The organism is Gordonia sp. (in: high G+C Gram-positive bacteria), assembly GCF_020438995.1.
In the GTDB taxonomy this organism is placed as follows: Bacteria; Actinomycetota; Actinomycetes; order Mycobacteriales; family Mycobacteriaceae; genus Gordonia.
The window spans coordinates 1-4,399 of record NZ_JAGQTN010000148.1; the positions used below are offsets into that span (position 1 = coordinate 1).

Genomic DNA, 4,399 nt, shown 5'->3' on the forward strand with positions numbered 1-4,399 from the left:
AACCCGCGCAGCCCGACAGAACCGACAGCACCCAGGAGGTGGCCTGACATGACCACGACAACACCGGCCACCGAGCCGACAACCGCGATCCGAAGCGGAGCGATCCGCACCGAAGCGGCCCGCATACAGGCGAAAACGTCTGTGTCCCTGGCCGAGACGATCACCCAGTCGTTCTCGATGGCATTTCGCGGAGTCCTGAAGATCAGGCACAATCCCGAACAGCTCTTCGACGTCACGTTCCAGCCGATCATCTTCACCCTGCTGTTCACCTACGTGTTCGGCGGGGCGATCAGCGGTGATGTGAAATCGTATCTGCCGGTGATCATTCCGGGAATCATGGTGCAGACGGTGATCCTCACCTCGATCGTCACCGGCACCCAGTTGCGCGAGGACATGGACAAGGGCGTCTTCGACCGGTTCCGGTCGTTGCCGATCGCCCGGATCAGCCCGCTGGCCGGCGCGCTGCTCGCCGACGTGATCCGCTACTTCGTCGCGACGGTCCTGACGGTGATCATGGGCATCATCATGGGCTGGCGACCCGACGTCCTCGGCGTGGTGGCCTCCGGGCTGCTGATCATGGTGTGCAGCTTCGCGATGTCGTGGATCTTCGCCCTCATGGGCTGTCTGATGAGCAAAGCCTCAGCGGTGCAGGGTGTTTCGATGATGATCATGTTCCCGCTGACGTTCGCCTCCAACGCGTTCGCCCCCGCCGACACGATGCCCGGGTGGCTGCAGGCGTGGGTCAAGGTCAATCCGGTCAGCCATCTGGTGAGCGCCGTACGCGACCTGACGGCGAACGGGCACTTCAGTGGCCACTTCGGTTGGTCCCTGTTGGGTGCGGCGATCGTCACGGCGGTCTTCGCGCCCCTCGCAGTGCGCGCATATATGCGTAACACCTAGCGCCGCAACCATACCGGCAACCAACCCGGGTCAGCGGTCGCGTATCAGGTCCAGAATCGCTTCTTTGGCCTGACGTTTCGACAGCCGCGCGGCGTCGCCGCACACCACCGCCCAGGCGGTCTCGGTCAGACCCGAGATCGCCTGGGCCTGTGTCGTGCCGCGATGCACACTCGGCAGGTCCCGTCGCACACCGAGCCGAAGTCCCAGCGCGATCAGGCGAGTACCGTCGGACGCCGCACCGTCCGGTCCCGCGCACAGGAGCCATCCGATGGTCAGTGCGATCGTGGCGCCCTGCGGGAGATCGAGCCAGCCATCGCCGCCGAGCATCGCCCGCAGCCCCGAGTACAGGACGCCGAGGAACTCCCGCGCCTGCTCCACTCTGCCGCAATCGATCATCCCGGCCACCGCGTTGCCGGCCAGCAGCACCGCGCCCGGGTCCGCGGCCACATATGGGTGTTCGCGGCAGATGAGCGCCGCCGCGCGCCCGAACGCCTCGGCGGCCCGATTCTGATCACCCCGAGCATGACGAATCTCGGCCCAGGTCACCATCATCGCCGCGGTCACCTCGGGATGGCCCTGAGGGTCGGGCGCTTCGACGCTCCAGCCGTCGGCAAGCGGGGCGAGTTCCCGCTCGGCCTCGTCGAGACGGCCGAGCGCGACGAGCGCACAGGCCAGATAGCACCGGGACCCGGACGCATCCTCGTGCGCCGACAGCCGGTCCAGATCGGCGATCACGGCGCGGTAGTAGTCGACGGCGCGATCCCACTGTCCACGTTGCCCGTAGATTCCGGCAACACTCATCCTGGGCATGGCGCGCAACCACACGTCGTCGTGGTGCGTAGACTCCTCGATCATCGCGAGCCCGTCGGACAACGCCGGATCCAGCGAGCCCGCGTTCTCCCGCACGTTCATCCGCAACCCCCGCGCCAACATGGCCACCTTCGGTGAACCGCGGCGCACTCCCACAGCGATCAGCCTCGACGCCGCGGTACCGCTGCGGCTGAGCAACAGCGCGGACAGGAAGTCGGTCGGCTCGATCAGCCGAAGTCCCGGCGAGTGCAGGCGTCGCAGCAGCATCCGCCCGATGGCGATCAGCCTGATGTTGCGGTGCATCCACTGGTGCAGCGTCGCCGCGAGAACGGTGGCCTGCCAGCAGCGACGGAGGTGGTCGGGCAGGTCGGCGGGCGGTCCGGGCAGGATCGGTACGATCCGCTCGCTCCACGCCAGTACCTCGGCATGCAGGCCACGCACCACCCAGGCCGCCGCCAGCACCGGGAACACCGTCACGACGGTGGTGGTCGCCTCCTCTGATCGGTCGTCCCGGATGATGGCGACGCATCGGCGCAGCACCCACACCAGATTCTCTGATTCGGCGTACACGGCTTCCACGAGTGCCACCGACGCGAAGTCTTCTTCGTACTCGCTGATCGCAGCCTCGGCGAAGAGTCCGGCCCACAGGCAGATCGCCGTGTCGACACGCCGTGATGCGTCCGGATCGGTCGCCAGCTCGGCCTCGCCGAACTCGCGGACCATCTCCAGCATGCGGTACCTGATGTGACCACGGTCCTCGATCACATTGAGCAACGACTGGTTGACCAGCGCCTCGAGAGTCTCGTCGAGACGGAAGCCGTTGTAGCCCAACATCACCGATGCGGCGTCGGCGGTGAATCCGGCGGGGAACCGGCACAGCGCGCAGAGTGCGGCGCGTGCATCGTCATCGAGCAGGTCCCAGCTCCATTCGATGACCGCGTACAGGGTGCGGTGCCGGTCGGGCGCGCTGCGATCGGTGCCTCGCAGCAGCGCGAACCGTTCTTCGAGCCGGGCGGTGATCTCGGCAACCGACATGGTCCGGATACGTGCTGCGGCAAGCTCTATCGCGAGAGGTAGGCCGTCAAGCTTCTCGCACAGGTCGGCGACCGCAGCGGGCAGGAGTGTCGCGGCGGGCCTGATGGCCCGGGCCCGGCGTTCGAACAGTTCGGACGACGCACCGTCGACGCCGCCGCCCAATGTGGGCAGTTGATAGATGGTTTCGGCGGTCAGCATCAGCGGCGACCGGCTCGTGGTGAGCACCCACAGATTCGGTTCGGCCGCAAGAAGATCGGCGACGAGGGTGGCACACCGGCCGACGACCTGCTCGCAGTTGTCCAGGATCAGCAGCACATCCAGCCCGCGGACGGCATCGATGATCCGATCCGCGAGATCACCTATGCTGCGCCGTGGCCGGCCGCTTGCGGCGAACTCCGATTCGCCCACACCGAGCGTCGCGGCGATGGCGCTGACCACGTCGTCGTCGTCGCGGATCGGCGCCAGCGGCACATAGAAGACACTGCGGCCCGCCCGGGCCAGTTCGGCGCCCACCCGGTGGGAGACGCGGGTCTTGCCGACTCCGCCGGGGCCCTGCACCGTGACCAGCCGATGGCGGCCGAACAGGGCCACGATGGTCGCGATGTCGTCGTCGCGGCCGATGAGATCTGATGAATCCGACACCACGCCAACGGCTCTCGACCGCCAGTCGCGGGCCGAGGGTGTCGGTTCCTGATCGGTCGGTGATCGTGCGGCCGTGAGCAGTTCCGCGTTGAGTGCCAGCGCCTCCGGACCCGGATCGATACCCAATTCGCGGGACAGTGCCCGACGTAGCCGCGCGAACACCGCCAGCGCATCGGGGATGCGGCCGTCCCCGGCCAGTGAGCGCATCAGTGCCAGATGCGCCGATTCGTCCAATTCATCTGCCGCACACAATTTCTCGGCGACACTGCGGGCTCCGGCAAAGTCCGCACGGGACAGCAGTGCCGTCATCAGCCTGCGATCGATGTCGGCCCGCAGTGAGCCGGCCTTCGTCCGCAGTTCTTCTGCCACATCGTCGACGACGCTCTCGCCGAGGTCATCGCCAGGGCTGCCGCGCCACCACGCGGTGGCCGCCACCAGGTCGTCGGGGTCGCCCGACGATGCCAACTCCGCGACGATGTTCAGGTCGGTCCGGCATCCGGCGAGTCTGTAACCACCGGCGATGCCCTCGACCGCGGTATGCCCTACGACAGAACGCAGCCGCGATATCTGAGTATGCAGCGCGGCACCGGGTGAGCCTGGAGGTGTATCGCCCCACACGTCGGCGATCAGACGTTCGGACGTACACACCCGCCCGGAGGCCAACGCGAGCGAGACCAGCAACCGCCGGGCCCGGACACCCGCGATGGGCGTCAGATCCGCGGGTACCACCTCGCCGGATGCCGTGCTCACGCCCGATCGCGCGACGGCGACCGGACCGAGCAGCCCGATCACGATCGCGGTGGCCGAGCGCACCTGGGATGTTGACACCTCGCCCAGAGTACGCAGCCGGGCAATCGATTTCTGTGCGGCGATCGGCCGGTCAGCGCAGCGCTTTCTCCAGGTCGCCGAGGAGGTCGTCGATGTCCTCGATGCCCACCGAGAGGCGGACGAGGTTGTCGGGAACCTCCAGCAGCGAACCGGCCGTCGAGGCGTGCGTCATCGCGCCCGGATG

At 67.4% G+C, this 4,399-nt stretch carries 3 protein-coding genes; 1 reads left to right on the top strand and 2 read right to left on the bottom strand.

Features of this window, described 5'->3' with window-relative positions; all coding sequences use genetic code 11:
* The first annotated feature begins 48 nt into the window (after window positions 1-48).
* Entirely contained in the window at window positions 49-900 is an 852-nt protein-coding gene (locus tag KDB67_RS11250) for an ABC transporter permease (protein ID WP_291015766.1), read from the top strand.
* Between the two features lie 30 nt (window positions 901-930).
* Here KDB67_RS11250 and KDB67_RS11255 read toward each other — a convergent pair whose 3' ends face one another.
* On the bottom strand, window positions 931-4,215 hold the full coding sequence (locus KDB67_RS11255) for a BTAD domain-containing putative transcriptional regulator (protein ID WP_291015767.1): 3,285 nt from the start codon (window positions 4,213-4,215) through the stop codon (window positions 931-933).
* A 52-nt stretch (window positions 4,216-4,267) separates the two neighbouring features.
* Window positions 4,268-4,399, bottom strand: a 132-nt coding sequence (locus tag KDB67_RS11260; protein ID WP_291015768.1) for a PLP-dependent transferase, incomplete at its 5' end; no start/stop codon positions are given.

Excerpts from the sequence above, each read along its gene's own strand:
- KDB67_RS11250 (WP_291015766.1), top strand. The coding sequence starts at position 49 with ATGACCACGACAACACCGGCCACCGAGCCGACAACCGCGATCCGAAGC.